The sequence below is a fragment of the Chitinophaga fulva genome, assembly GCF_012927205.1.
Lineage (GTDB): Bacteria > Bacteroidota > Bacteroidia > Chitinophagales > Chitinophagaceae > Chitinophaga > Chitinophaga fulva.
The window spans coordinates 3,100,880-3,127,291 of the sequence record NZ_JABBGC010000001.1 but is presented as its reverse complement, the minus strand read 5'-3'; the positions used below and the strand labels follow the sequence as shown (position 1 = coordinate 3,127,291).

32 protein-coding genes are annotated in these 26,412 nt (G+C 49.1%); 17 read left to right on the top strand and 15 right to left on the bottom strand.

Features of this window, described 5'->3' with window-relative positions; all coding sequences use genetic code 11:
- Window positions 1-4 precede the first annotated feature (4 nt).
- A complete protein-coding gene (locus tag HHL17_RS12735; protein ID WP_169225091.1) occupies window positions 5-538 on the top strand; it encodes a hypothetical protein in 534 nt (177 codons plus the stop codon).
- 26 nt (window positions 539-564) lie between these two features.
- Here the strand turns inward: HHL17_RS12735 and HHL17_RS12730 are convergent, their stop codons facing one another.
- Window positions 565-1,122, bottom strand: a complete 558-nt coding sequence (locus HHL17_RS12730; protein WP_169225090.1) for an RNA polymerase sigma-70 factor — start codon at window positions 1,120-1,122, stop codon at window positions 565-567.
- 92 nt (window positions 1,123-1,214) lie between these two features.
- The gene (locus HHL17_RS12725) at window positions 1,215-2,531 is read right to left on the bottom strand and encodes a sensor histidine kinase (protein ID WP_169225089.1); all 1,317 of its coding nucleotides are present in this window, start codon (window positions 2,529-2,531) and stop codon (window positions 1,215-1,217) included.
- A gap of 229 nt (window positions 2,532-2,760) precedes the next feature.
- On the opposite strand from HHL17_RS12725, the gene HHL17_RS12720 reads away from it, so the two are divergent.
- Genes HHL17_RS12720 through HHL17_RS12695 form a run of 6 tightly spaced genes read left to right on the top strand, consistent with a single transcriptional unit; the run spans window position 2,761 to window position 7,472 of the window.
- Window positions 2,761-3,234 (top strand): hypothetical protein, encoded by a 474-nt coding sequence (locus HHL17_RS12720; protein WP_169225088.1) that lies wholly within the window; start codon window positions 2,761-2,763, stop codon window positions 3,232-3,234.
- Between the two features lie 41 nt (window positions 3,235-3,275).
- Window positions 3,276-4,010: a hypothetical protein gene (locus tag HHL17_RS12715; RefSeq protein ID WP_169225087.1), complete on the top strand. Its 735-nt coding sequence runs from the start codon at window positions 3,276-3,278 to the stop codon at window positions 4,008-4,010.
- 46 nt (window positions 4,011-4,056) lie between these two features.
- A complete protein-coding gene (locus HHL17_RS12710; RefSeq protein ID WP_169225086.1) occupies window positions 4,057-4,911 on the top strand; it encodes an NAD(P)-dependent oxidoreductase in 855 nt (284 codons plus the stop codon).
- 60 nt (window positions 4,912-4,971) lie between these two features.
- Window positions 4,972-5,841: an aminoglycoside phosphotransferase family protein gene (locus tag HHL17_RS12705; protein ID WP_169225085.1), complete on the top strand. Its 870-nt coding sequence runs from the start codon at window positions 4,972-4,974 to the stop codon at window positions 5,839-5,841.
- Window positions 5,842-5,851: 10 nt separating this feature from the next.
- Window positions 5,852-6,727, top strand: coding sequence for an AraC family transcriptional regulator (locus HHL17_RS12700; protein ID WP_169225084.1), 876 nt, complete (start codon window positions 5,852-5,854; stop codon window positions 6,725-6,727).
- Between the two features lie 55 nt (window positions 6,728-6,782).
- On the top strand, window positions 6,783-7,472 hold the full coding sequence (locus HHL17_RS12695; protein ID WP_169225083.1) for an SIP domain-containing protein: 690 nt from the start codon (window positions 6,783-6,785) through the stop codon (window positions 7,470-7,472).
- A gap of 2 nt (window positions 7,473-7,474) precedes the next feature.
- Here HHL17_RS12695 and HHL17_RS12690 read toward each other — a convergent pair whose 3' ends face one another.
- Together HHL17_RS12690 and HHL17_RS12685 are read right to left on the bottom strand one after the other, a co-directional pair.
- Window positions 7,475-9,835: an ABC transporter permease gene (locus HHL17_RS12690; RefSeq protein ID WP_169225082.1), complete on the bottom strand. Its 2,361-nt coding sequence runs from the start codon at window positions 9,833-9,835 to the stop codon at window positions 7,475-7,477.
- A 144-nt stretch (window positions 9,836-9,979) separates the two neighbouring features.
- Window positions 9,980-10,468, bottom strand: coding sequence for a GNAT family N-acetyltransferase (locus HHL17_RS12685; protein WP_206155971.1), 489 nt, complete (start codon window positions 10,466-10,468; stop codon window positions 9,980-9,982).
- 393 nt (window positions 10,469-10,861) lie between these two features.
- Between HHL17_RS12685 and HHL17_RS12680 the strand changes: the two genes are divergently transcribed.
- Both HHL17_RS12680 and HHL17_RS12675 read left to right on the top strand, forming a co-directional pair.
- Window positions 10,862-11,086, top strand: coding sequence for a hypothetical protein (locus tag HHL17_RS12680; protein ID WP_169225081.1), 225 nt, complete (start codon window positions 10,862-10,864; stop codon window positions 11,084-11,086).
- Between the two features lie 36 nt (window positions 11,087-11,122).
- Entirely contained in the window at window positions 11,123-11,323 is a 201-nt protein-coding gene (locus HHL17_RS12675) for a hypothetical protein (protein WP_169225080.1), read from the top strand.
- Between the two features lie 105 nt (window positions 11,324-11,428).
- Here the strand turns inward: HHL17_RS12675 and HHL17_RS12670 are convergent, their stop codons facing one another.
- A complete protein-coding gene (locus tag HHL17_RS12670; protein ID WP_169225079.1) occupies window positions 11,429-12,412 on the bottom strand; it encodes a GlxA family transcriptional regulator in 984 nt (327 codons plus the stop codon).
- A 171-nt stretch (window positions 12,413-12,583) separates the two neighbouring features.
- On the opposite strand from HHL17_RS12670, the gene HHL17_RS12665 reads away from it, so the two are divergent.
- Window positions 12,584-12,730 carry a hypothetical protein gene (locus tag HHL17_RS12665; RefSeq protein ID WP_169225078.1) on the top strand — a complete coding sequence of 49 codons (147 nt, stop codon included), beginning with the start codon at window positions 12,584-12,586 and terminating at the stop codon, window positions 12,728-12,730.
- 16 nt (window positions 12,731-12,746) lie between these two features.
- Here HHL17_RS12665 and HHL17_RS12660 read toward each other — a convergent pair whose 3' ends face one another.
- Together HHL17_RS12660 and HHL17_RS12655 are read right to left on the bottom strand one after the other, a co-directional pair.
- Complete coding sequence (locus tag HHL17_RS12660; protein ID WP_169225077.1) at window positions 12,747-13,523, bottom strand: 3-keto-disaccharide hydrolase; 777 nt, start codon at window positions 13,521-13,523, stop codon at window positions 12,747-12,749.
- A 28-nt stretch (window positions 13,524-13,551) separates the two neighbouring features.
- Window positions 13,552-13,851 (bottom strand): hypothetical protein, encoded by a 300-nt coding sequence (locus HHL17_RS12655; RefSeq protein WP_169225076.1) that lies wholly within the window; start codon window positions 13,849-13,851, stop codon window positions 13,552-13,554.
- A gap of 143 nt (window positions 13,852-13,994) precedes the next feature.
- Between HHL17_RS12655 and HHL17_RS12650 the strand changes: the two genes are divergently transcribed.
- Window positions 13,995-14,489, top strand: coding sequence for a DinB family protein (locus tag HHL17_RS12650; protein ID WP_169225075.1), 495 nt, complete (start codon window positions 13,995-13,997; stop codon window positions 14,487-14,489).
- Here HHL17_RS12650 and HHL17_RS12645 read toward each other — a convergent pair.
- On the bottom strand, window positions 14,484-15,395 hold the full coding sequence (locus HHL17_RS12645; protein ID WP_169225074.1) for a polysaccharide deacetylase family protein: 912 nt from the start codon (window positions 15,393-15,395) through the stop codon (window positions 14,484-14,486). The genes HHL17_RS12650 and HHL17_RS12645 overlap by 6 nt on opposite strands.
- A 104-nt stretch (window positions 15,396-15,499) precedes the next feature.
- On the opposite strand from HHL17_RS12645, the gene HHL17_RS12640 reads away from it, so the two are divergent.
- Both HHL17_RS12640 and HHL17_RS12635 read left to right on the top strand, forming a co-directional pair.
- A complete protein-coding gene (locus HHL17_RS12640; RefSeq protein WP_169225073.1) occupies window positions 15,500-16,045 on the top strand; it encodes a DUF2975 domain-containing protein in 546 nt (181 codons plus the stop codon).
- A gap of 3 nt (window positions 16,046-16,048) precedes the next feature.
- Window positions 16,049-16,261 (top strand): helix-turn-helix domain-containing protein, encoded by a 213-nt coding sequence (locus HHL17_RS12635; RefSeq protein ID WP_169225072.1) that lies wholly within the window; start codon window positions 16,049-16,051, stop codon window positions 16,259-16,261.
- A gap of 41 nt (window positions 16,262-16,302) precedes the next feature.
- Here HHL17_RS12635 and HHL17_RS12630 read toward each other — a convergent pair whose 3' ends face one another.
- From HHL17_RS12630 to HHL17_RS12620, 3 genes are read right to left on the bottom strand one after another with little or no spacing between them, the layout of a single operon-like run.
- Complete coding sequence (locus tag HHL17_RS12630) at window positions 16,303-16,608, bottom strand: DUF3817 domain-containing protein (protein ID WP_169225071.1); 306 nt, start codon at window positions 16,606-16,608, stop codon at window positions 16,303-16,305.
- A 2-nt stretch (window positions 16,609-16,610) separates the two neighbouring features.
- Window positions 16,611-17,072, bottom strand: a complete 462-nt coding sequence (locus HHL17_RS12625) for a hypothetical protein (RefSeq protein ID WP_169225070.1) — start codon at window positions 17,070-17,072, stop codon at window positions 16,611-16,613.
- A gap of 53 nt (window positions 17,073-17,125) precedes the next feature.
- Window positions 17,126-18,037, bottom strand: a complete 912-nt coding sequence (locus HHL17_RS12620; protein WP_169225069.1) for a helix-turn-helix domain-containing protein — start codon at window positions 18,035-18,037, stop codon at window positions 17,126-17,128.
- A 71-nt stretch (window positions 18,038-18,108) separates the two neighbouring features.
- On the opposite strand from HHL17_RS12620, the gene HHL17_RS12615 reads away from it, so the two are divergent.
- The gene (locus tag HHL17_RS12615) at window positions 18,109-18,564 is read left to right on the top strand and encodes a hypothetical protein (protein WP_169225068.1); all 456 of its coding nucleotides are present in this window, start codon (window positions 18,109-18,111) and stop codon (window positions 18,562-18,564) included.
- 1 nt (window position 18,565) lies between these two features.
- Here the strand turns inward: HHL17_RS12615 and HHL17_RS12610 are convergent, their stop codons facing one another.
- From HHL17_RS12610 to HHL17_RS12600, 3 genes are all read right to left on the bottom strand, one after another.
- Window positions 18,566-19,138 (bottom strand): NADPH-dependent FMN reductase, encoded by a 573-nt coding sequence (locus HHL17_RS12610; RefSeq protein WP_169225067.1) that lies wholly within the window; start codon window positions 19,136-19,138, stop codon window positions 18,566-18,568.
- Window positions 19,139-19,206: 68 nt separating this feature from the next.
- Window positions 19,207-19,521: a hypothetical protein gene (locus tag HHL17_RS12605; protein ID WP_169225066.1), complete on the bottom strand. Its 315-nt coding sequence runs from the start codon at window positions 19,519-19,521 to the stop codon at window positions 19,207-19,209.
- 187 nt (window positions 19,522-19,708) lie between these two features.
- Window positions 19,709-21,511 carry an erythromycin esterase family protein gene (locus HHL17_RS12600; protein ID WP_206155970.1) on the bottom strand — a complete coding sequence of 601 codons (1,803 nt, stop codon included), beginning with the start codon at window positions 21,509-21,511 and terminating at the stop codon, window positions 19,709-19,711.
- A gap of 161 nt (window positions 21,512-21,672) precedes the next feature.
- Between HHL17_RS12600 and HHL17_RS12595 the strand changes: the two genes are divergently transcribed.
- Complete coding sequence (locus HHL17_RS12595; RefSeq protein WP_240975176.1) at window positions 21,673-22,743, top strand: mechanosensitive ion channel family protein; 1,071 nt, start codon at window positions 21,673-21,675, stop codon at window positions 22,741-22,743.
- On the opposite strand, the gene HHL17_RS12590 is transcribed toward HHL17_RS12595, so the two are convergent.
- Window positions 22,730-24,208: an aminotransferase-like domain-containing protein gene (locus tag HHL17_RS12590; RefSeq protein ID WP_169225063.1), complete on the bottom strand. Its 1,479-nt coding sequence runs from the start codon at window positions 24,206-24,208 to the stop codon at window positions 22,730-22,732. The genes HHL17_RS12595 and HHL17_RS12590 overlap by 14 nt on opposite strands.
- 65 nt (window positions 24,209-24,273) lie before the next feature.
- Here HHL17_RS12590 and HHL17_RS12585 point away from each other — a divergent pair, with 65 nt between their 5' ends.
- Window positions 24,274-24,903, top strand: a complete 630-nt coding sequence (locus HHL17_RS12585; protein WP_169225062.1) for a pyridoxamine 5'-phosphate oxidase family protein — start codon at window positions 24,274-24,276, stop codon at window positions 24,901-24,903.
- Between the two features lie 188 nt (window positions 24,904-25,091).
- Window positions 25,092-26,399, top strand: a complete 1,308-nt coding sequence (locus HHL17_RS12580) for a GntP family permease (protein WP_169225061.1) — start codon at window positions 25,092-25,094, stop codon at window positions 26,397-26,399.
- Window positions 26,400-26,412: the final 13 nt, after the last annotated feature.

The window sequence follows — 26,412 nt, the reverse complement described above, 5'->3', positions numbered from 1 at the left end:
CCTCATGAAAACACTCATAAGAGCGCGTTTTGGAGACTGTAAGCACCTGGCCACATCCACCTGTAGCCTGCAAAGCTCCTATCAAACTATTACGGATCCTGTTTTCTATGTTTGTGATGCTGATGATGGCAGGCCAGCGCAAATTGTAAGTGCTCATGAAGATCATCAACTTATAGTAGAAAATTCCAATCAGTTAGAAATTGAATTTATAAAGACCGATAAGTGTTTATTCCCGAACAAGGTTAGTAAATGTGATTGTATCCTGCATAGCGCTGACAAACTTTTCTTTGTTGAGATCAAATGGAGCAGTGCCGGCGCAAGAAATGCCAAGCGAAATAAAGCGGTGGAACAATTAGCGGCCACTATAGAAGCCTTTAGGAACGGGAATATCGATCTGACAAATTATGAAACCAAGGCGATTATTTGTTTTAAAAGACAGGATAAATACCCCACCAGAGCGTCTTCCAACTCCCAAAGAGCTATTTTTCTGGATAAGTATAAGGTAAAATTAGAAGAGGGAAACACCATCTCATTCTGATCCGCTATAGGCCCCAACCGCAAGCATCACATCAACAAACTCATACTCCCCAATCTCACCCTTAATTTCTTCAGCGCAATCGTCAGCTGATTTTCCACCGTCTTCTCTGAAATCCCCAATTGACGGGCTATTTCACGGTTAGATAGATGTTCCTGGCGGCTCAACTGGAATACTTCCCGGCAACGGTCGGGCAGTTCTGCTGTAAAGCGTGCAATGACCGCTTTCAGCTCTTTCAGTTCCAGGGCCTGTTCGTGGGTGCCTTCTTCACGCGCCAGCAGGATGGATTCTGCGGCAAAGGCGGCACGTACTTTCTGCCGGCGGAAATAGTTGGCTACTTTATAACGGACGGCCATGAGGAGATATCCCCGAAGAGTGGTAAGTACCAGGTGGTCACGATGTTCCCAGAACCAGACGAATACGTCCTGTACAATATCCATGGCGGGAGCTTCTTCCTGTAGCAGGTAATAGGCACTGTGATAGAGGCTGTGCCAGTGCCGGCGGTAAATTTCATCAAATGCGGCTTCATTGCCCGACTTCATGAAGTCAAGCAGTTCACTGTCCTCGTATACGTGGTGAGCGGGCATTGGTTTGGTTGATGAAAATGTTTAGCCTTGGAAACAAAGCTATGAAAATATTCCATTAAACCCAGTATCATGCAAAGTTGGGGCGGCGGTATTTATGCCCACCACTCCTCTTCTATTTCTTCCAGTGTTTTTTCCTGGCCTGCGGGCAAGGTTAACCGGAAGGTGGTCCCTTTGCCCGGCGCACTTTCCACGGTTATTTCCCCATTGTTCTGGCGGATAAATTCGGCGCACAGTACCAGGCCAATCCCAGAACCTCGTTCACCGGCTGTGCCATAGCTGGGTTTATAACCGAAAGTGAACAGTGTTTCCTGCCGCTCGCGGTCCATGCCCATGCCCTGGTCGCTTACGCTCAGGCATACATTCTTATTGTCCGAGGAAGCGCTGATGGTAATCGTTCCTTCCTGGTGGCTGAATTTAATAGCGTTGCTGATAAGGTTGCGCAACACGATCATCAGCTGATTGGTATCTGCATATACCGGTGTGCGGCCATCCACGGACATGTCCAGCTTCAGCCCCTTCTGACGGATGTTCGGCTCAAAAGTGCTGAGCGCATCATTGACAAGGGGCGCCAACAGCACGTCTGCCGGCTCGGTGTGGAAACCTTTCATTTGTCCGGCCGTCCAGCGCAGGAGGTTATTGAGCGTTTCTCCCAGCTGCGATACTTTCAGGTGTAGTTCCACCGCTGCCGATTTCATATCAGTCTCACTGTAGTGGTTATTGCTGAACATCAGCAGCAACCCTTCCAGGGTGGCCAGCGGACTGCGGATATCGTGTGCAATGACGGAAAACAGTTTCACTTTGTCACGGTTCAGCACATCCAGTGCTTTACGCTGATCTTCCGTCTGTTCCTGGTATTCAGTATGTACGCTTTTAAAATAAATCAGGGCGATGACCACCATACCCAGTGCTATCACCAGGTTGGCCAGTATCCTGCCGGAAGGTACCAGGGGCTTCAGGTCCCATATCACCGGCGCATAGTATACAAGCGCGATCACGGATATGATCAATACAGAAAGGAAACCTAATAACCATTTATTATCATAAATGAGATAGATGAGCACCAATACAAGAATGAGGTAAAACTCCACACCATTCCGGAAAAAAAATCCGGAAATACCATACAGGAGCAAAGCGAATACAATTACCGCAGCCCGTGCTTCCAGGTAACGCCGCTTTTTGTTCAGGTACAGGATCAGCACGTCTGCAAGGGTATGGATTAAGTTCACCAGCGCCAGCAAAGGACGATGCTGTACCAGGTTAAGGACACAGAAATATAAGGTCAGTACAACCCCGGGAATAGCTACGATGTTCAGCAACTTGGTCCTCCTCGTTTCAATGAAAGACAAACCGGGATGTATTCCGGTGTTAACGACAGCATTCCAGTAGTTAGCGATTTTCCTAAAGAACATGGCTTGATTATATCTCAAAAGGAATCGCAAAAATAATTCATGCACGCCAAAGATTTAGGGGAGTTTTCCCGTTTTTATCTTCTCTTAAAAGCATAGGAATAATAAAACATATAAAATAAATTAATACAAATTTTATATAGACTTCATTTATGGTGATGATAAATGCGGGCAATAAACAGCGGTTTTTCGACCGGAAATAATTTAAATTGCCCATCAGTGTATTATTCCTATGTTACAACATTATGATGCAGGCGATTACATCAATACCTGCGAAGCATACAGCCGGAAGGCGTGGATGGGCAATGGTTATGTCATCATCCCCTATATCAATCTCAATTTGATGGAAGGCAATACGGTCAATGGTATCAACTGTGTGATAAACTACAGTTATTATGTGCTGGAAAAAGTACAGCACATCATCCCGGAAGAACATCCGTCTTTTGATACAGGGATGGCCAACCAGGACCAAATTGACGAGCATATCGTTCTTGGCCACCAGCAAGTACTGATCGTTTGCCGGAAACTATCACTCTACCTGCCGGACAATGCCGCTTTCAGCCATTGGTCCAATCCGTTTATGCCGAAGGATACGCCCCATTTTCAGCGGAATCTCCCTGAAGACACGGTGGAAGCCTTTTTCAACCACCTGCCGGAAACTTTAAAAGTCCTGGCAGGTCATGACGCCCGCGAGCTCTCCCTGTAATCACTTCTTTCGTACATTAGTACCCATAAACCTGTTTGCCTATGAGTACCCCGGGAAAACAATACCCGTTTTTTCACGATATGATCATCCGCTGGTTCCAGGGAGAACTGACTACCCGGGAACTGATTACCCACCTGGAAGAAGTGTTGCAGCCGGAACCCTATGAACCGGGGTTCACCGACCCGGTGTCTCTTTTTGAGACAGCGCTGGAAACTTATCAGCCAGATTATTTTTTCGAGTGGCAGGACTATAAACAATACGCCAAAGATACCGCTCCTACTGTAAAAGGACTGGTACATCAGCTGAACGAGCTGCTGGCCGGCAGGCAGCCGCTCAACGAATTCATGGAATGGGCCACCTGGCATAACATGGACGGCGGCGAAACCACCGGCGGCGTTTTTGAAAACAGCAACATCGAATATTTCTGCCTGATCTTTTTTCCGCAACACTATCAACAGCTGGACACCACTTTCTATGAGAAAGCCGGTAGTATCATCGCCCGAAGCAATGATATCACCTATGGTGCGTTTGTCATCGCCCTGCATCTATTGCTGGAAAAAGAACACAAAAGCCTGTACTATTTTCTGACGGCTTATATAGAAGGACATAAAACAGACGCAGAGCTAAATCAATACCTTGAAAAGAAGTTTAGCCACAAATTACCCGCGTTTCGTTACAACATCCACACCTTTCCCTATCTCGACGCATTGCATGCTGCACGGGAGCATAAAAGCAGCACTGCAGCCTTTATGCAGCTGATGATGTTAGAGATGTAAAAAGCATATTCCCACTCTTTCCTACCTTTGCCAAAAATTCAACATTATGGTAGCATTTTTAGGTATGGGCCTGCTGGGATCAAGCTTTGTCAGGGCAATGATCGGTAAAGGAATGCAGGTACAGGTATGGAACCGCACCGCCTCCCGTGCCACAGCACTGGAAGCATACGGCGCCAAAGCATTTGAAAATGCGGCAGATGCCGTAAAAGGAGCAGACAGGATTTATCTTACCCTGAAAGATGACGCGTCTGTAGATGAGGTGTTAGCCGCCGCCAGCGCCGGACTGAAGCCGGGCGCCATTATCATAGATCATACCACCACTTCCGCCGAAGGCGCTGCTCTACGCACCCAGACATGGAAAGAACGTGGTTTTGTTTATCAGCATGCTCCCGTATTCATGGGACCAGCCAATGCGCTGGAAGGTACCGGCAACATCCTCGTCTCCGGTGACCAGGAGCTGATCAGCCAGCTGGAACCAGAACTGGCGCCATTCACCGGGAAAGTGCTCAACTTCGGGCCTGAGCCAGGAAAAGCCGCTGCTATCAAACTGATGGGCAACCTGTTCCTGGTGACCTTCACCGCCGGCCTCTCAGATATGCTGTCCCTCTGCAAAGCACTGAACATACAACTGGATGAAGTATATTCCCTGTTCAACTCCTGGAACCCGGGCGCACAGGTAGTACCAAGGATCAAACGCCTGACCTCCGGCACTTATGATGAGCCATCCTGGGAGCTGAACATGTCCCGCAAAGACACCCAGCTGTTTATCAACGCTGCCACAGAAAACGGAACACATCTCGCTGTTATCCCGGCTATCGCGGAAGAAATGGACCGCTGGATCGCCAAAGGACACGGCAGCCAGGACTGGACCGTTATCGCAAAAGATAATATCCCGGCATAACCGGTTGTCCCTCCGCCAGCCGGAGGGACTTTTTTTTAACAACGATCTCCCTTTCAACGGATGTCCAAACATCACAACACCGCCCCTGTGCAGGAATGGAGAACAGCAGCTGCTTTCAGGGCCGGTGACAAACAACGGAAACATTATTTGCAACAGTGGCAACTGGAACCCGACGGTAAGCCATTCAAAACCTACGCCTGCTGGCTCCAACCGGTATACTACCAACAACAGCCCGCCATGCTGAAAATAGCCCTCGAAGCGGAAGAACAACGCGGCGGCCTGTTAATGGCCTACTGGAACGGCATAGGCGCCGCACGGGTGCTTGAGCAGAACGGCCCTGCATTGCTGCTGGAACGGCTCAATAGCACACCGGTACTGGCAGAGATGGCGCATAACGGACAAGATGCAGCCGCCAGCCGTATTATCTGCGAGGTGGCAGACCTGCTCCACGCGCCGCGCAGCGCGCCACCACCGGCTCAACTAATACCGCTGGAAAAATGGTTTGAAGAACTGGCACCCGCAGCGGATAAATACGGTGGCATCCTTGGTGATGCCCACCTGATTGCGCACGACCTGCTCCGGCATCAGCTGGAAGTCAGCCTCCTGCACGGCGATCTTCATCATGGTAATGTGTTGGACGGCGGCCCCAGGGGTTGGCTGGCCATCGATCCCAAGGGATTAATGGGGGACCGCGCGTACGATTACGCCAATATCTTCTGCAATCCTGACCAGGAAATTTCCGGTGCGCCAGGACGGCTCGCTGAACAGGTAGCGGTAGTCAGCACCGCCGCCCGGATAGAGCCTTCACGGCTGCTGCGTTGGATCATCGCCTATGGCGGCCTCTCCGCCGCCTGGAGCCTCAACGCCGGTGAAGACGCCACCATAGCGCTCAGGGCTGCCGAAACAGCCTATGCGCTCCTGTCATCCTAAATAAAATATCATGCCCAGCAAACAACAAAAGAAAAAACAGGTACCTATTCATAAAGCCGATTTCGGCAACGGAATCGAAATAAAATATACCCAGATACAACCTAGTACACTCGACACACTGGAACCACACCGCGATGACTATTTTGTCTTTTTCCTTCAGGACAGTGGTAATATGGAACTCATGATCGACTTTGCGCTCCATCGCCCAACCGGCAAGGGTATTGGATTCGTCGCACCCGGACAGGTACATCACTATACAGACAATGGGACCGCCAAAGGCTGGTTTCTCGCAGTAGACATCCCGCTGGTGCAGGATACCTGGCGCAATATCTTTGAAAATGCCAAAGGGGAACAACAGTGCATCCCCATCGACAATATCAGCCCTTTCACCAAATGCCTTCAGCTGATATTGCAATACGACAACCAGTCCGGCAGAGACGCCCTGCAACGTAAAGTGCTGCACTCCCTGATTGATGCCTACATAGGTATGGTGGCCACCGCATTCCTGCATGCCAATGACAACACCCAACAACAGACAGACCGGGCAGCTATTATCACCCGGCAGTTCAAAGAACTGGTGAAGGAACATTTCCTCACCCTGAAAAGCCCCGCCGCCTATGCAGAGAGAATGAACCTCTCCCTTTCTTATCTCAACGAAGTGGTAAAAGGACATACCGGATTTCCAGTCAGCCATTGGATACAGCAGGAGTCCTTACGGGAAGCCAAACGACTGCTCTACTACACAGATCTCACCACCAAAGAGATTGCATTCCGCACCGGCTTTGAAGATCACACCTATTTCACCCGCGTGTTCCGTAAGCTGGCAGGTGAAACGCCGTTGACATTCCGGGCCAGATACCGCGATTTGTCCAATCTTTCCCTTTGATTGTCTATTTTTCAGGCACCGATTCATTCGTTGCTTTGCATTCAAATGAATGCATATGGAAACAACTACTTTACGTCAACGCCGCATGGGGTTCCTGGAGAAAACCATTAACCGGCAAGGATCCGTGCTGGACGTTCGTCATTGGGAACCAACCGGCTTTTGCGAAATAGACCTTCACCTGCCAGGTGTGAACATGCACAACTGGCAATCACCACCGCATATCAAATGCCGCGTGGCGCCGTATCACTATCGCGACTATACGCCGGCACGCTGGAATGTAACGCTCCGCACCTGTACACTTTTTATTGATACCCATCATGAAGGGCCTGGCGTAGAATGGGCGAAAAGCCTTGTCCCTGGAGATATTTTCCACTATATCGGCGTAGATGGCACCCGGCAAAAAATAGTGCAGGGCTCTCATCTCGTCATGCTTGGCGATCAAAGTGCGATTGGACATTTCAACGGACTGCAGCAACTGGCCGCCTCCCACAACTGGATATCAGGAATGGTCGTGATACCGGAAGAAGCACACCGCCGCCAGTTTACACAGACATTCCCTGAACTGCCATTGGATACCCTGCCTACCGCAGAGGCGCTGCTGGCGCAACTGGAGCAACAGGCATTACATCCATCGTGGCAATATTACCTCGTGGGCAACTCCCTCCTGGTGGTGGCAGCCAGAAAAATATTAAAAGCAAGAGGGTGCACCAGCGATCACATACAGGCGCAGGGATTCTGGAAATAAATTTATTCTGTTTTGAGGCTCCTGACAGGATTGGCCATAGCGGCCTTTATCGATTGAAAACTGATGGTAAACAACGCTATCAGTAATGCTATGACTCCGGAGAAAAGGAAGACGGTCCAGCTGAGCGGAATACGGTAAGCAAATTCGTTCAGCCACCGACTCATAGCCCACCACGATACCGGTAATGCGATCAGGTTGGCGATCAATATCAACCGGATAAAATCCAATGTAAGCAAACGGACAATACTGCTCACACCCGCACCCAATACTTTCCGGACGCCAATCTCACGGGTACGCACCTGCGCAGTATAGGCTGTCAGTCCCAGTAAACCGAGGCAGGACACAAAGATGGCGATACCGGCAAATACGTTGAACAATGATCCGGTGCGTCCGTCAGCCCGGTAAATGTCGTCAAATGTTTCATCCATGAAATGATATTCAAATGGTATATCCGGACTGTATTGTTCCCATATCCTTTTTAATGCAGCGATAGCGCCTGGAGCGTCGTGCCCACCGGTCTTCATCAGCAGCATATCGCTGCGCTCCGGCTGGTAATAAAGCACGACCGGCTCTATCTTCACCCTGAGCGAAGCAAAGTGAAAATCTTTAACGACACCGACAATGGTACCTTCCCGTTTCCATAGCTTAAAACGCTGTCCTACCGGGTTTTTAAGGCCCATTTCCCTTACGGCTGTTTCATTCAGGATATAGTGACCGGAATCGGCCGGCGTACCGGAGAAGTTGTTGCCTGCTGACAGCTGCATTTTAAAGAAAGGGATAAAATCTTTTTCCACACTAAGCGGGTACACCATGACCGTCTCTCCTTTCTCTTTGCCTTCCCACTGATTATCGCCCGACTGTACGCCCAGCATGGCGATATTACCGGAGGCCCTGACCATGCTTTTTATCTCTGGTTCACGCAGCATCCGCTCGCGAATGGCGTCGTAGTGTGCATTTCCCTGTGGCAACCAGCACGTCAGCACATGTTCCTTGTCGTAACCCGGGTTCTTCGTCCGCATAAAATGCAGCTGCTGCCCGATGATCAGCGTGCCGGTAATGAGCCCGATAGAAATAGCGAACTGCCCTGTCACCAATATCCGGCGGAAGGTCACATTCCTGACACCTGTTACCAACATGCCTTTGAGCGCTTTCAAGGGTTCAAAGGACGACAACATAAGCGCCGGATAAATACTGGACACTGCCAGTGTGGCCAGTCCGGTAATCCCAACCAACATCCAGAGGTGCCAGCTGGTATAATTAATGACCAGCTCTTTGCCTGACAACTGGTTGAACAGCGGCATCAACGCACCTGCCAGCACAAGTGCCAGCACCAGTGAAAGCAGAAAAAGAAAAGCTGTTTCCAGTATAAACTGCATAAATAGCTGTCTTTTTTCCGCCCCTATGATCTTGCGCACGCTCACCTCTTTAGCCCTCAGTACGGCCCTGGCGGTGGAGAGGTTGACATAATTGATCGCTGAAATAGCCAGGATCAGCACGGCGATGATCGCAAAAATCCGTACTGTCTGCATGCCATCTTCTTCGCCGTCGGCATTGTACAGGTGCATGGTCTCCAGTGGTTGTAATAGGTATTCGATATCAGTATCTTCCGGCTTATGCTCCAGGTGTATATTGCGCAGTTGATTTGCCAGCGCAGCAGTTTTACTGCCGGGCTGTAAATAAAGATAAGTCCGAAAATTATATTCATTCCATTCCTGGTCAGCATATATCCCTTTACCAGCGTGGAACATATCATTCAGCAACTGCATGGGGAAGAACAATTCTCCCTGTATCGAAGAATTTTTCGGAAAGTCCCTGATAATGCCACTTACAGTAAAAATGCTTTTGTCGTTGGCCACAATCACCTTTCCCAGTGGGGATTCATGCCCGAAATATTTACGGGCGGCTTTTTCCGTCATCACCACAGAATGTGCGTCTGTAAACGGTTGGGCGGGGTTTCCCTGGACCAGGGGAAAATCAAACAGGGTAAAGAGCGTTGTATCTGTGAAGAAAGCCTTGTTGGCGGGGAACAGCTGGTTGTTATACCGGAAAGAAGAATAAACATAATTATCGGCTGTCCGTAACATGCCTTTTACTTCCGGTAGCCTGGCCTGTGCATTCACCGCAATGGGCGCGTTAGTGACGGTCCATATATGGCGGCTGACGCCGGTGCCCACCCTGTTCACCAGCCGGTACAGCTGGTCCCCGTGCCGGTGAAAGCGGTCGAAGCTGCGTTCATCCTGTACCCACAACAGAATCAGCAATCCAATTGCCAGTCCGGTAGTGAGACCCGCAATATTAATCAGGGAGTAAAATTTATTTTTCACCAGGTTGCGCCACGTGGTAAGGAAGTAACTTTTAAACATGATACCGGTTTTTTATACAGACATCACCAGCCTGCATATCCAACGCCAATCTTACGCGCGTATATCTGTCAAAATAATACAAATATATTTTTTATGTAAACTGTTCGATTTTGACACACATCTGTCCATTTCTGTGATCGGGTATCAGAGTGGCATTTCAAGCATGATCATGTGTTTGCATTGTATGCCATTTTCATAGATCGGCTCCGGATAGTGTTGTATAAAGAAGTCTTTACGGATGGCGGTGATTTCAAAACCGCTGCGCTGGTAGAGATACAACTGTGCTACGCTGGAATTACCTGTACCGATCACCAGTGTCCTGAAGCCCAGTTCCCGGGCCTTTATCGCGGCATCGGTGAGCAGCTGTTTTCCCAATCCCCTCCCCTGCCATGTTTCATGAACAGCGATATTTTTCACTTCTGCTTTATTATCTTCCAAAGGCATCAGCACGTACACGCCTACACGTACATTACCAATAAGGGCCACATACACACGGGAATTGCGGATATAGGAGTCTATGATCTCCCTAGATGGATCAGCCAGCAGCAACAGGTCATAAGGAAGATCGTCCAGGGGTTCCAGCAGTTGAATCATCATATTTTCGGCAGTGGGCATCATGGCGGGAAGATACATAAAAAGCGGGCACATTTACCAGTACGCTTGTAGAACACAAGGCTGTAGCCGGTTTTCATCGTGGAACAACCTACCCAAATCATGAAAAAACCGGGATAGGAATACCCCGGTTTATCATTAACCTACAACTGTTATAAAAAGATAATCTTCCGTCAAAAAGGTTGACAGTAACTACGGCAGCGGTAGTTTACCTCCACAAATACATAATATGCCTTATGTTTTTACAGTTCATGCTGATATGCTACCGAAGGTTGCGTCTGTCACAGCAAAAGTAATGTACCCGGCGGTCCCGGGCATTGCACATTTCCCTGCTTTTATTGTATAAAACAAAGAAAATGATCGGTGGCAACGGCATGGTTTTTAGACCGGATAGGTGGAGAAAACAGCTCAAGTATGAACCATTTCTCGTTAGAAGGAGAACATGTAAAGATAGACTATAGCAATCCGGCACTCCCTCCTGCCGCCAGGAATTTCATGCCTGATGTATATCGCGATGGGCCTGAATATTTCTGTGTACTGGGCGCAGGATGCGATGCTGTCATTCTCGGCACCGGCAATACCCCGGACGAGGCTATCAATGCATGGGAACAGGCCTATCATGACAAGGTAGGCCGGTAGCGTACCGGTTTTATTTTTATCCGTAAATCTCTTTTTATGCCAGCAGAAGAAAAGACAACCGGCTCTGACCGTAGCAATGAGCACAAAAAGGTTACAGATGAAACGCTGCATCCGCAAGACCCTCATAGTAAGGAACGGATAATACAACAAAAAAGAGCAGAAGAGGATATACCGGAACAGACACCTATCGATGATGAAGAACTGGCGGGAGACGAGCCGCTGAACGAAGACCTGTAACCGATGAAATGAAATTCACAAGGGACCGCCACAAAGCGGTCCCTTTGTATATACGGTATCATTATAACAACACCATGACAGTACAAACCCCTCCCGGATGGGCAGTTAGCTGGCGATGGCTTGCCTGTTGTATTTGTTACGGTACTCTTGCGGAGAGAGGCCCGTGATTTTTTTGAAGGTCGTACGGAATGCTTTGGTGTCGGTGTATCCTACTTTATACATTACTTCGCTCACATTTTCGGAACCTCTTTCCAGGCTGTTTTTGGCAGCTTCGATTTTTACGCGCTGCATGTATTCAACAGCTGTATTGGAAGTCGCCTTTTTAAAACGTCTTTCCAGGTTTCTGCGGCTGAGGGAGAACATGGTCGCCAGCTGGTCCACCGTGATTCTTTCCGAGAAATTGTTTTCGATATATTCCTGGGCTTTACGGATAGGTTCATCATCATGGCCTTTCTGGCCTTCAAAGATGATAAAGGGTGATTGATTGCTGCGTTCAAATTCAATTTCGAACATCTTGGAACAGAGGATAGCCAGTTCTCTGCCGGCGTATTTCTCTACCAGGTAGATGATCAGGTTGTAGAAAGAAGCTGCCCCGCCGCTGGAGTAGATACCACCTTCGTCTGTGATGATTTTTTCAGAGACGAGTTGTACATCCGGGAACATTTTCCGGAAGTGATTGGCTGCAAACCAGTGGGTGGAACATTTTTTTCCGTCCAGCAGCCCGGTGGATGCCAGCAGGAATGCGCCCACACAAAGGCTGGCCACTTCGGCCCCCTTATGGTGCTGCTTTACAATCCAGGGAAAAAAGTCCTGGTTCTGGCTGATCACCTGGTGCATATCGCCATTCACTGCCGGAATAACAATCAGGTCTGTCTGACTGACTTCATCCAGTGTGAGATCAGGTGTTACAGCAAAAAGACGGTGGTAGGTTTCTGGATCCCGTGCAAGGCCCACCAGCTGCACTTTGAATAAAGGGGATCTGCCCGATGCGGCCAGAAAGTCATTGACCTTGTTAAACACTGTAAATGAGCCTTCGATGCAAGATAGGGCTACATCACCTTTGGGGACGAGGATGGATATGTGTTTCATGTACCAAATATAAAAAAAACCAATGTCGTAAACAACCTCCTTTTTTGTCGTAATAGAGGCCCATGGATATAAAAATACGACAGTAAGTTTGTATTCAACAAATATCACATCTATGACCAAGGTATTACTCCGAAGGGGTAATGTATTCACACAGTTTGAACCCCTTCCATCATGAATTACCGGATAACAAAAATAGTGGGGAAAGTAGTGGCTGCTTATAGAAGAGAGCAGGAAGACCCGTTGTTTGACTGGTTATTCGAGGATGTGCAGCTACTCTTGCGGGAGATGATTTTTGCTGCCCATCTGTTACTCAGATGAGCAGCAAGAAAAAGAATTACAACTCGCGGATCCAGATATTGCGGAAACTCAGCGGCTCGCTCTTATCACCGTGGGCCTGCAGCTTAATAGGGCTCGGACCATGTGCCTGACGATAGGAGGCGGCGCCAATATACTGAGTAGGCCCTTTCAGCTCCACATTGTTCTGTACCAATACCCCGTTGAACAGTACGGTCACCCGGGCCGGACTTACCAGTTTACCATCGTTGCCAAATACAGGCGCGGTCCAGATCACATCATATGCCTGCCATTCACCCGGTTTGTTGGTAGGATTGGCCAGCGGAACAAATTGTTTGTAGATGCTCCCTGCCATGCCGTTTGTATAGGTCTTGTTGTTGTAGGAATCCAGTACCTGCAACTCGTAACCTGCATCGCCTTTACCGATGGAAGCCAGGAACACGCCACTGTTGCCTCTGCCCTGACCGGTGCCAGTAATATTGGCCGGTACGCGCCATTCGATATGCAACTGATAGTTGTTAAATGATTTTTTAGTTTCGATATTACCTACCTGTTTGTTAACGGTCAGGATGCCTTTGGACACATTCCATTTGGCAGGAGTATTTCTGTCATCTGCCATTACCCACTGGTCGAGATTAGAGCCATCAAACAGGATGATCGCATCAGAAGGAGCGTCGCCACATTTTTTTCCGGGCTTCACTTCCGGCGGAACCGGATTATATACTTCCGTATCTTCTGGTTTCGCTTTCTGGTCTTGAGCCTGGGCCATATAACATCCGCCGGCTAAGAGGGCGGTCAGTATAATTTTTCCTTTCATAAAATATTTTGTTGAGTTAGGTTGATGATCATTTTTTACCGGCAGTCAGCATACTATTAACGAGCTGCTGCCATTCAGTTTCCAGTCCAACGGCGGGACTTTTTTCTCCGGCCTTGCGGTACCAGTAGTCTGCGTTCCACTGATCGCCTTCCACACGATGCAGGTATGCGTGAATATGGGCTGCATCGCGGTCGGGCAGGTCCTGGACCAGCTCATGTGCATGATCCCAGTCACCTTTGCCGGCATACCACAATGCCTGCAAATACACTGTCAGCCCATCAAGGGGGCGGGCAGCATTCATGGCAGTCATAAATGTTTGTAAGTCCATGGTGAGTTATTTTACGTGGAATTTGTTTTCACACACAAGATAGCTATTAAAATGCATTGTCGCAATGCGCCCTATGAAAAGTCATAGTTACACCCCTTAGGGGTGGTCTATTGATAGTAAGTTTGCATCAAAACCCATATGTTATGAGACAAGAACTTATCAACGAAGTAGAAGCCACCGGCAACGAACTGCTGGAAACAGTGTCATCCTTTTCCGAAGCGCAAATCAATGTTAGTCCGTTTGAAGGCAGCTGGACTCCCGGACAGGTGGCAGAGCATGTTTATAAAGCCGCCGATTGCGGGATCGTATATGGCAATACAGCTCCGTCAGACCGTCAGCCGGATGAACAATTACAGGCCATTCGTGATCTGTTCCTCAACTTCAACGCCAAATACCCGTCGCCGGAAATGATACTGCCCACGCAGGAGAGCCATGAGAAAGCGGCACTGCTACAAGACCTGCGCGAGCGGTGGGACAACCTGATCAACGCGGCCCAAACCGTTCAACTGGAAGATACCTGCCTCGATTTTGTCGTATATGGCTTCGGTCCCTTCACCCGCTATGAATGGATCCAGTTCATCAACACCCATACGCAACGGCATATCCATCAACTGAAAAATATCAAAGCAAAATTATAATGACTTAAACACTGCCAGTTCCTTATCCGGCTCCGGGCTGTTTCGCAGATGTGATTTCCGTATAGCCGCATCCGGTATCCAGCGGAACAGCCAGGAAAAGCCGTATTGGCGGTGATCATAAAGCGGCGTATCGTAGGCTTTATCCTGCATCGCCTGCTGCAGGGATACACACTGGTAACCGCGCTGTTGCAAGGCTTTCACCAGCGTGGTGTAATAGTCAGCATTCAACTGGTTCACATGACAGAGGTATACCTGTGGAATGTCGCGTCCAAATACTTCGCGGGCAAGTTTCTCAAAATAATCAAATGAAAATAACGTGTAGCGGATATACGCTTCTCCGATCGCTTTCGCTTTGGTGTTATCTTTTTTCTTTAATGCTTCCTGGTAGGTTTGTTCAAACATGTAATCACTGCTCTCCACAGTGAACGGAACGGCCGTATAACCTTTCTCTTTCAGGTAACCAATCCTTACTGCCTGTGCCACACTATCCTTTCCCATGGCGTTGTACGGGAAACGGAAATACGGCACCGGCTTATCTTTCGCCACAGCTTTGATAATGTAATCGTTGATCGTCACTTCCATCTTGAAACTGTCAATTGGCAAGTCAGCGCAGTTCGGATGATTCAGCGTGTGACTGCCCAACGTTATCATCTGATTGTCGGCCCATTTCTTTAACAGCTGCTGATTATCGGGTATGATACAATGAGCGCCGTTGATGAAAATGCTCACCGGCGTGCGTAACAAGGTAATTTGCTGCAGCAGTTTTTCATTGGTGGCTTTACGCTGGGCAGCGGTGTAGTAACCCGGCAAAGCCATGATGGGTGCGTCATCCAGGGTGATGGCAACCTGGCGTTGGGCAAAGGAAACCAATGGCAATAGCAGTATGGCGGATAAAAAACGTTTCATGGGAAGGAAGATAAAAAAATATTTTAGTCAAATTTCAATAAATATTTATCGAAATTCAATAAATATATCTATATTCGTATCATGATCCTTTAAACTCCATCACGATGAAAGTTAACACCAACCTGGTACTGAAAGTACTGTATATCCTTTCATGGATAATATTCGTGGGCATATGCGTGGAAGCCGGCGGTTACCTTACCAATGCGGTTTTTGCCATCGTCAATCCGTCGATAGTCAAATACCTATGGCATGAAGTAGACCTCTCGGCACTTTTAAAGTATAGTCCGGAGCACTTCTTCACCTTAGTATTGACCATAAGCATTGTCGCTATATTGAAAGCTTATTTATTTTATCTCATCATCGCAATATTGTCCACCAGGAAACTCAACCTCTCACAACCTTTTAACAGAGAAGTGGGACGCTTCATTTCAAAATTATCTTATGTACCATTTATGATCGGGCTGTTCTCCTGGTGTGGCGTAGAGTACACCACGTGGCTGGTGCAACAAGGCGTCACGATACCGGATGTACAGTATTTAAGTTTAGGCGGTGCCGATGTATGGCTGTTTATGAGCGTGACCCTTTTTGTGATTGCGCAGATTTTTAAGAGAGGAATTGAATTGCAAACCGAAAACGAATTAACCGTATAAGCCATGGCAATTATTGTAAACCTGGATGTAATGATGGCCAAACGAAAAATGTCTTTAAACGAACTTTCGGAAAAGGTCGGTCTCACGTTGGCCAATCTCTCCATCCTGAAAACGGGCAAAGCGAAGGCCGTGCGTTTCAGCACACTGGATGCTATCTGCAAAGCGCTGGACTGCCAACCGGCGGACATTTTGGAGTACCGCGACGAAGAAGCATAACAGCCTGCCGTAAAAACAACAGGCTGTTGTTTTTACGGCCGTTACCCCATTTTGGACAGGATATGCCGGTCCACATAAAAAGTCCCGAACGGGATGATGCAGGCCACCAGTACTTTCCACGTTGTGGTACGGAAAGCCCACTTATAGGCAATCCCCACCGTAATCGTATTAAAAACAAAAAACACGAAAAGCAGTCCGTGTACAGGCCCGATCGCTTTTACCAGCGACGGATCGTTCCCGAAATATTTTAAAGGCACGGCTATGCCGATGAGCAATAACAATGAAATCCCTTCCAGCAGGCCTAGCAGCCGTAGCCGGCCTAATTGTGTGGTGAAAAATCTGTTCATAACTAAATACGGATATATGGCCGGTGGGCCAGTGGTGAAAAAGGCCAGGGTATGGCCATGATGATCAGTAACAATGCCAGCACAAACCAGATGGTCATGGTACGGAACCGCCGCAGGTCTGTCTCCTGCCGTTTGGCAGCCGCACTGCCGATAGTGATCAGTATCACGGCTACCGTCATCAGCAGTACATGTATCCATCCGAAGAAACGGAATTCAAAAGGCAGTCCCGTTTCTTTGATATGTGCCCGAAAATAAGCGATCAACGGACTTTGGAAATACAGCACATAACCGATCAGCAACTGAACATGCGAGAAAGTGGCGGTGAGATGCCGTACCAGGTTATCATGGCGGGTGAAAGGCCTGCGGCCGGTCCACCCGGCCATTCCCCTTCCAATGGCATACAACAGGGAGAGCAGCAACAACCAACGTGCTGCACTATGCAAAAACAAAAACGAAGCATACATCCTGCAAAATTGAATCAGAATGCAGCGCCCGGCTAGGACAGAAAAATCTTGTTTCAGGACTTTTCAATCCTGCCCCGGAAAGCAGTTGGGGTAACGCCTTCGTATTTTTTAAAGAGCCGGGTGAAATAAGAAGCATCTTCAATACCCACTGTCAGTGCTATTTCGCCGACAGGCATCTCCTGTTGGGACAACAATATTTTGGCTTCCAGCACCGTCGCTTCATCGATCCAGCGGATAGGCGATTTGCCGGTCACCTGTTTGACAATTTTATTCAGATGATTGGGAGAAATATGTAATTGTGCTGCCAGATCGGCCACCTGCCGCCATCGTGGCACACCGGTAAAAAGAAGGTCGTGGAAACGGTTCATCAGCTGAAGCGCTGCTGATCGTTCCGGCCGTTGCAAAGGCCGGTACACTGCATTCACTTCGGTCAGCAGCGCAATCAGGTAGGACTGAATGATATCCGGCCGTTGAATGCCCTGCTGCCGGTACTCATGATACAACCGCAGCAGCAATTGCAGGATAAAACCGGCCGTCTGACTGTCGGGGCGCACCACAGGATTTCCCCAGGCACGCAGGCATTCAAAATCTTTCCCCAACATACTGCTGACAAACCGGCCAATGAGCATATCATCATGAAAAACGCACAGGTAGCCATTGTTCGCGTCTCCTTCGCTGAAAGAAAACATTTGTCCCGCTGCCACAAATAACAACTCATTTTCATAAATCTCACAGGAATCACTGCCCACTTTCATCAAGGCACTCCCTTCTGTGAGAAACAGGCAGGAATGCATGGTGGATTTCGAAGCAGGGACGCTTCCTTTGAGATGCCGGTACATGTCTTCCACCTTCAGGATAAAAAATTTTTCCCGCCCTGCTTTAAATACTGCCTGCCTGTCCATTCCCGGCATAAAGGCCGCTGTAAAGGCTGCAGGGTCAGATATGCTATTGTTTTTTTCCGGCATGTCCCAACAGGTATTAATTTATTTTACATACTTTAGTACCTAGGTAGACGTTTATATACCAGACATATTTTATGAAGAAGTATTTTATTTACCTGATGCCTGTATGCATGACCATGGCCTGTGCTGACCGAAGTGACCAACAAGGGAAAACCGATACCACCACAGCTACTGTCAACGCCGCACCGCCTGCCGCTGCTACAGCGGAGGCAAAACCTGACGCCGACGATGTTCCCGGCGCTACGCCCGCCTGGGCAGATTCATTGATCATGGCTTACGCCAGGGAAAGCAGCAATGAATTAATCAAATATGCAGTGAAAGACAGTTCACTCACGTGGATACTGGACACTACAGAGAAAAGAGATTCTGCGGAATACATGATTATCCACCTCGGCCACCATGTGGAAGAGGAAGACCATTCCAATCCACGGTTCGTCACCGACGGATGGATATATATCAATACCGCAACAAGAAAGCTTTACGAATATGATGTGCCGGCAGACACACTGATTCCGTGGCAGAAAAAATAATTTAACGCAGTGATGGTGGGGGAAGCAACTCCACAGGTTCTTCCTTCACCACTGCTATCAACGCGTGCACCAGTGCCTTCACATTTTCCAGTGTGTCCGTGTCCGTAATAACCCCTTCCTGGTTCAGCTTCGTTCTCACCGCGGAAATCAGCAGCTGCGCATCAGTGGCAATTTTCGATTCAATGATCAGCAAAGTGCCCAGTAAAGAGGCATGGGCTTTTACGCCGGAGGTACCGGCCGTGATGAGCGCAACCGGCTTTTTAGAAAATTCCATGGAAGAAACGGTCCAGTCGATGGCATTTTTCAGCGTGCCGGGCACCCCAATGGCATATTCCGGGCTACAGATCAACACCGCATCTGCAGCACGCAGGCGTTCGCGAAAAGCAGTCACCTCTGCCGGTGGTTGGTCTGTATCAAGATCAGGATTAAAATGCGGGATTCCGGTCAATCCTTCAAATAGTTGCACATCGGCCACATCTGCCACCAGGGTGGCAATAGCCTGTATCAACTGATGGTTGGACGATTGTTGGCGGGTGCTGCCGGAAATGGCGAGTAGCTGGATTTTCTGAGACATGCTGACGGTTCTTTTTACCGCCTAAAAATACGAAACCCCGGCTGCAATCAACCGGGGTTTCAATTTTTTTATTCCTTTTGCTTCAGATGCTGCATCGCTGCTATGATATCCAGCATGAGCGGTTCACTGGCAAATATATCATGCATCCAGCCGTCAATAGACTCGAACAGGTAATACTGCCCTACACGGAACAAACGGGAATGACCGTCCACATCGGCGAGTTGCCGCACCAGCTCCACTTTCCGGCCTGTTGTTGCCTGTGGTAACGCCAACGGATATATGCGGCGGACATCATCTTCTTTCCAGCCTTCTCCCAGTATAGACAATAATGAGGGTGCGTCCAGCAGCCCGGCCTCGCGGAGGCAATCTCCTTCAAAGTTCATGAGCGCTTATTTTATCTTCACTACAAATAGTTGTGGAGGAACATCTCCCGGGCGAAGCCCCGATAAATCGATCACATAGTCCTTTCCCTGCTGCTGCCCTTTGATTCAAACGTGAAATCGCTACCTTACAGTCTCTAAATATATACATCAAGCCGGCTAATTCCAAATCTGTAACAAACAGCCACACCTACTTATTGAAGATTGTTTCACTGGCGGTGGTATTCTCCAGGTAAATAATGGCATCATAGACATCCGGCAATATACCGCCTTCAAACTGGGCGTTACAGATTTCCGCCGTTAATGCGCCGATGTTGCGTAAACGGGCGCTGCGCAACAACCAGGATGCCGCTTCATCCTGCAGGTGCTGTTTACGGATATCAAGAATAAAATTACCAACGCCACTGGCCTGCGCATAACGTTCGAAAGACCGTGGTATCGGCGCGCACAGGGTATTGTCCTGTTGCAACCCCTTGCCTTTCCTGATGGCCGTGTACTGCCCTTTGGCGGTACCAAAGCCTACCACCACCATATCCTTTTTAAAGGTTTTGTCGAGGTGGCCCCCCATAGAAGCAACTCTTCTGCCCACGTGGCCGTCATGTGCCCATAATACCAGCTTCTGACCGGGATACTGCGCTGCGATCCAGGCTACATTCTCTGCCATCGCTTCATCACGCACATTACGGCCGGAACGGGCGTCAGTGTACAATTTCAGGTACTGTTGCAATACCACCAGGTAACGGGCCTGCCAGGCCATCATCGTGTCTCCCACCAGCTGTGTATATTGTTTCCGGTTCTTTTTAAGCAGATCACCGGCCTCCTCCAGCCATCCCGCTAACCGCGCTTTTTCCTCGCGGGGTATCCCATGATCGAAGGCAACACGTTTGTATTTATTGCAGTACAGTACCACGGAATCCATTACCGGCCTTAGTTCAGGCGCATACTGTGTAGCAAACTGCGATAGGTTATCACAGGCACCCTGGGTGAACTGCATATCAAAACCCACAAACTGCACCATCTTATCCGGATGCGCTACATTATAGGCCCGCATCCATTTGGCCATCTCCAATACCTCTTTGGTATGCCATGTCCAGAAGTACATGGCATCGAGGCCTTTCTCCGCGCTGCCTTTGCCATACAACACATAGTCATTCATGATATTGGTTTCGGGCAGGTTGGCTTCTATCGCGAAAATCCGGAAACCCATTTCTGTCACCAGAAATTCCAGCAACCGGTGCTTCATCCGGAACACTTCGCTCGATCCATGTGTACATTCACCTAACGCCACTATTCGCGCATCACCAACCAATGGTTTCAGGCCTTGCAGGTCTTCGCTGCCATGACCGGCATCCACGGTCTTCAACGGCATGGCATGGGTTTTCAGCCAGTGCTGTTCATCCGTTTTAGCAGCAACGTTTTCTTCCGGTATCAGCTGTATATCTTTCCCATCTACGGAAAACGAAAGACTGTCCATCCACATTTTTCCTTTCCCGGTCAGCAGTCCTCCCAACGTAACTTGTGTGGCCGATTTAGCCAGTTTCAGTTCTATCTCATAGGGTGTCCAGGGCGTGGTGCCTTTGATGCCGCGATTGCTCATATTATCAAAAGCGGCGGTACCATCCACCCGCATCCAGAGCCCGGCCCAGCCGCCTTCCACGGCTTCTGTCCGTACGTACCCACGCAGCTTCACGGTTTTACCATAAAAATCTACCGGTATCTCATAAACCACTATACTGGGGGTTGTCTCTCCAATACTATCTTTCATTAACAGGATAGCATATTTCCCGGAATAAACCGTTGTGCTGTCCAGTAACATATGGCAGTCGTCTGTGGGTTTAGCTGCAAAGCCCGTCCACCCCGCAGGCAGCACCGACGGCGAATCCGTTTTTTCCATATCCAGGTTGTAACGCAATTGTGCAAACAATACAGCAGGGGTAAAGTATAGCAGTAATAACAGGACTTTTTTCATATAGGAATATCTGATCTTGGTCATACTAAAATAACAGTCTGCCATGATAAAAATTATTCAATTGTCTTTTTTTTAACGACAGGATAATTTGATTCTAACATTATTTTAATGATCACATCCCCCTGCGGCACCGTTTTTGTGCCCTGCGCGCTATGTGGAATGAAATATTAGAAAAAACGGACCATTTGCCCAACATCATATGGGACCTGATGTTGGTGGGCATTTCAGTAATTGCAGGATGGCTGATCAAGTTTCTGCTGTCTCAGTTCCTGCGTAAAACGGCTTCAAAAGATGGAGACTTTTCACTGGTACACAGTTCACTGCTTCACCTGGGAAAAGCTTTTAATTATTTCCTGCCACTGCTCATCCTCAACATACTGATGCCACTGATGCGGATACCGCCCAAAGATGAGCCCTTGTTGAGCCGCGTGGTGGAAATAGCGCTCACGCTCTCCTTCGCAGCACTGGTGATTGGCGCGATCAAAGTATCGGAAGATTATGTATATCACACATATGATCTGAAGAAGAGCAACAATCTGAAAGAACGGAAAATACGCACCCAGCTGCAATTTGTACGTAAACTGGCTATTTCAATAGTATTGATACTCACCGCTTGTGTTATCCTGCTGAGTTTTGACAGTCTGCGTAAACTGGGCGCAGGCCTGCTCACCGGTGTGGGCGTCAGCGGCATTATCATTGGTTTTGCTGCGCAAAAATCACTCGGTAATCTGCTCGCTGGTTTTCAGATCGCTTTTACACAGCCCATCCGTATCGATGATGTACTGGTTGTGGAAGGTGAATGGGGACGTGTGGAAGAAATTACCCTTACCTATGTGGTATTGAGTATATGGGACCAGCGTAAACTGATCCTCCCTATTAATTATTTTATCGAGAAACCCTTCCAGAACTGGACACGCAACAGTTCCGAAATATTAGGAACTGCCTTCTTTTATCTCGATTACTGTGCGCCGGTAGATAAAATCCGGGCCGAGTTCAACCGGCTGCTGCAGGCATCTCCCCTGTGGGACAGACGCGCCAGCGCGCTACAGGTAACGAACACGTCTGAACGTACCATCGAAGTAAGAACGCTGATGAGCGCCGCCACTTCCGGCAATGCTTTTGACCTCCGCTGTTATATGCGCGAAGAACTGGTGAAATACATCCGCGAAAACCACCCTGAATGTCTTCCTAAAACAAGGGCTATCGTGGAGGATTCAGCATTGGCTAAAACACATACTCCGCTTACATCTTCCTGATAATTTTCCGGAGGATGCCCACCGCTTGTTCCAGTTCCGATGGCGTCATAGACGCAAAACCGAGCCGCGTGTGATTTAACTTAACGCCCGGCACATCAAAGGTATGACCGTCATAAAAGTAAAGGCCCTGTTGCAGCGCTTTCTCCGCCAGCATCTTCAGGTTAATGCGGGGATCAAAGCCGGTCCATACTGCCATACCTCCTACCGGTACCTGGAAATCCACCTCCTTGCCCAGCTCGGAGCGCAGCAGTTCACAGAAAAAGTCTCTGCGCTCCCGGTACAGGCGCAGGGATTTGCGCAGGTGCCGGTGAATCACGCCGCTGTGCAACAGCTCCGCGAAAGCATTCTCCAGCATCAGATCACCCTGACGGTCCACAATACGCCGCAGTTTGGCCAGATAGTGGATCACATTTTCCGATCCTACCAGGTAGCCTACACGAAAAGCCGGGGAAATGGCTTTGGTAAACGACCCGCCGTACAATACCATACCGGCCTTGTCTGCACTGGCCAATGGCGCCAGCGGTTTACTCAGGTAGTGGAAGTCATAGTCGTAATCATCTTCAAAAATGATAAAACCATATTTTTCGGATAGCCGTAACAGTTGTAACCGCCTGTCGGTCCGCAGTACAACAGTTGTGGGATAATGGTGATGCGGCGTCACATACACCATGCGTACCTTTTTCTGTTGACAGAGCTGTTCCAGGGCATCTGTGTCCATGCCGTATTCATCTACGGGCACAGTATGCAGAATCGCGCCGGCCTGTTTAAAATTAGCCGCTGCGCCGGCCCACGACATGCTGGCGCTGACCACATGGTCCCCTTTGCTCACCAGTCCGGTGGCCACCAGGAAGAAGCCCATAATGGTGCCTCTGACGATCAGGATATTTTCTGCGGTCGTATTAAGGCCGCGGGTTTCGTTGAGATAAGTGGAAAGCTCCTGCCGCAGGCGGGAAGCACCGGTGGTATCACCGTAGCCCAGCCGCACGTAGGGATTGCCATGCAGCAACTGGCCGCGGTAATTACGCGTCAGTTCCTCCAGTGGCGCGAGGCGGGCATCCGGGAAACCATCATCCAGGTGCAGATGGCTGGTGGCCTTCATCACCGGACGATTGAGGTGTTCCGGTACGGTGAAAGAGAAACCTGCCGTGCGTTGCGGGTTGAAAGGAGCCTCCTGGCTACCGGTCAGCGTTTGTAATTCTGTTTTAGGGAGATGACGGGCCACGAAGGTACCACTGCCGGTATGGCTTTCCAGCCAGCCCTGGGCCAACAGCTCGTCGTAGGCGCGTACCACCGTCTTGCGGTGCAATTGCAGCTTCTCTGCCATTTCCCGGCTACTGGGCAGCCTTTGACCGGCATGCAAGGGACCGGTCCGGATCAATCCCATCAACTGATTGGCCAGCTGTAGGTAAACTGGCTGTTTGTCTTCCCGGTCTAATTGCAACAAGGAGAAAATTGGACTACTCATTTTATCTGAATCGGATGATAACACCGAGCCAATAAAGGTACAACTTTGTGAAAAATTACAACGACATGCAACCTATTCCCCCACATCTCACTCCCAGCCGCTATCCCAAAAGGGCTACCTACGACCGGGATGCCATCAACGCCATCCTGGACGAAGCGCTCGTTTGTACCATCAGCTTTACGCTTGACAATAAACCGTTTGCCATTCCGACCGGCTTTGTACGCCATGAGGACAAAATATATATCCACGGTTCCGTGGGCAGCCATTTCATCCGCGAAATAGAAAAAGGGCTACCGGTATGTATTTCCGTCACCCTGATAGATGCCATCGTGGTAGCCAAATCAGCTTTCAACCATTCTGTTAACTACCGTTCCGTCATCCTGTTCGGTACCCCCGAAAAAATTGAGGACGTGCAGCAGAAAATAGAAGCCTTCCGGTGGCTCACCGAGAAGTTCGTTCCCAACAGCTGGGACTATCTGCGGCCTATCCGGGAAAATGAAGTCCGGAAAACTACGGTACTGGCTTTCTCCCTGGATGAAGCTTCCGCCAAAGTGCGCACCGGCATGACTGGTGATGATGAAGATAAAGAGCAGCCTATCTGGTCCGGCATCATTCCGCTGGAAACAAGGCGACTGGCGCCCGTGACAGAGGACGTGAGCGAAGGAATCCCCCTGCCTCCACATTTGAAACTGTGATGGACATGATGATTACTGATTTTCCTGATTAACGAAGATTAAAAGCTTAGACCGAAGCGAGTAATAATAGAATAAAATAATACGAAGAGAAAGGACAAAGAAAAAAGAGTCAATAAAAATAGCCGATGATCAAAAAAACACAATAGCTTCGTACTGATCTTCGTTAATCAGGAAAATCAGCAATAATCATGGTCGTCATAGTTTTTGGTATCGCACTGATTGTGATATTGACCGCACGCTACCGGATACACGCTTTTTTCGCTTTACTGCTGGCTGGTTTACTTGCCGGCCTGATTTTCCAGCTACCGCTGACGGATATACTCACTACCATTAAAACCGGGTTCGGACAAATCATTGGTTCACTCGGACTGCTCATTATCCTGGGCACCACGCTGGGACTTATCCTCGAACATACCGGCAGCACCACGGTGCTGGCCGCTTACGTATTGCGGCAAACCGGCACCCGGCGCTCACCGCTGGCATTGAATATCATCGGCTATTTAGTAGGCATGCCTATCTTCTGTGACTCCGGGTTTATTGTGCTCAGTGGGCTAAACAAAGCGCTGGCATGGCGTTCCGGCGTATCGATGGTAATCATGGCCTCTTCGCTGGCCACGGGTTTGTACGCCGTGCATTGTATGATGCCGCCCCACCCCGGCATTACCGCCGCTACCGGCGTTATTCAGGCCGATATGGGCAAGGTGATGTTATTCGGCTTACTCATTGCTTTACCTGCTTCCTTCTGCGGATATACGTGGTCGTTATACGCCGGGCGGCGTTTGCCCGTCATAGCACCCGCTGCCATGGAAACCGACGCCGCTCCGGAGGCGCTTTCTTCCGTCTGGATGGCTGTACTGCCCATTGCGGTACCTATTCTACTGATAGCCCTACGCTCTTTTTTCACACTGGAACAAAGTTCTTCTTCTCTCCTGTTACAAATATTAAATCTCACAGGAACACCAGAGATCGCCATTACCATTGGCATCGGTCTCGCGTTGCTGGGATTACGCAAAGGTCAGGGTGAGGGCTTTGGAAAAATACTACAGGAAGGCGCAGAAAAAGCGGCCGGCATCCTCGTGATCATCGGCGGCGGTGGCGCCTTTGGCGCTATTCTCGCCAAAGCAGGCATCGGTGCGCACATCGCCAACAATCCGGCTATAACGGGCACGGGCATACTATTACCATTTCTCGTTACCGCCATTCTCAAAACCGCGCAAGGCTCTTCCACCGTAGCGATCATCACAGCAGCCTCCATCATTCATCCGCTGCTTCCTGCGCTTGGCTTACATACGCCCGACGGCTCACTCTTCTGCGTACTGGCCATGGGCGCCGGCTCCATGATGGTATCGCATACCAACGATGCCTACTTCTGGGTTATCTCCCGCTTCTCCGGACTGGAAGTAAAAGACATGCTCCGCGTATATACCATCGCCACACTGATCATGGGCATCGTAGCCATGTGCTGCGTATTCCTGCTCTCCCGGTTCATGTTATGATATCATAAAAGAT